The organism is Catellatospora sp. KI3 (assembly GCF_029948125.1).
GTDB lineage: Bacteria > Actinomycetota > Actinomycetes > Mycobacteriales > Micromonosporaceae > Catellatospora.
Genome location: NZ_JASAMB010000070.1, coordinates 1 through 830, shown reverse-complemented (window position 1 = coordinate 830; position 830 = coordinate 1). Strand labels below are relative to the sequence as shown.

Annotated in this window: 1 protein-coding gene; it reads right to left on the bottom strand. The window is 70.7% G+C overall.

What is annotated here, in order from left to right; genetic code table 11:
• Nucleotides 1–830, bottom strand: an 830-nt coding sequence (locus QEZ54_RS36225; RefSeq protein WP_281309311.1) for a nucleotide sugar dehydrogenase, incomplete at both ends; no start/stop codon positions are given.

Genomic DNA, 830 nt, shown 5'->3' with positions numbered 1-830 from the left:
ACGAACCGGAACGGGTAGCCGAGCTTGGCGCGGACGTTGTGCGACAGGTAGTTCGGGTCGATCGGGATGCAGTGCCCGCCGACGCCGGGGCCGGGGTAGAACGCCTGGAACCCGAACGGCTTGGACGAGGCGGCCCGGATCACGTCCCACAGGTCGATGCCGAGCTGGTGGCAGAACTTCGCCATCTCGTTGACCAGCGCGATGTTGATGTGCCGGTACGTGTTCTCCAGCAGCTTGGCGGTCTCGGCCTCGCGGGTGCCCTTGGCGCGCACGACCGTGTCGACGAACCGGCCGTAGAAGTCGGCGGCGGCGTCGGTGCAGGCGGGGGTGTGCCCGCCGACGACCTTCGGGGTGTTGTGCGGCCCGAACTGCGGGTTGCCCGGGTCGATGCGCTCGGGCGAGAACGCCAGGTGGAAATCGGCCCCGGCGACCAGGCCGCCCTCTTCGAGGATGGGGCGCACGTACTCGTCGGTGGTGCCCGGGTAGGTCGTCGACTCCAGGATCACGACCATGCCCGGCCGCAGGTTGCGGGCCACCGCCCGGGTAGCGGAGTCGACCGCGCCCAGGTCCGGGCCGCCGTCGGCCGACAGCGGCGTCGGCACGCAGATCACCGCCGTACGCGCGGAGGCGATCTCCGACTCGTCCGTGGTCGCCCGGAACCCGCCCGCCAGCATCTGCGCGATGTCGCCGTCGGACAGGTCGTCCACGTGCGAACGGCCCTCGTTCAGCGACGCCACCAGCTTCGTGTTCACGTCGTAGCCGAGCACGCTCAGCCCGGCCTTCACGGCCTCCTGCGCCAGCGGCAGACCCACGTACCCCAGCCCGAGGAT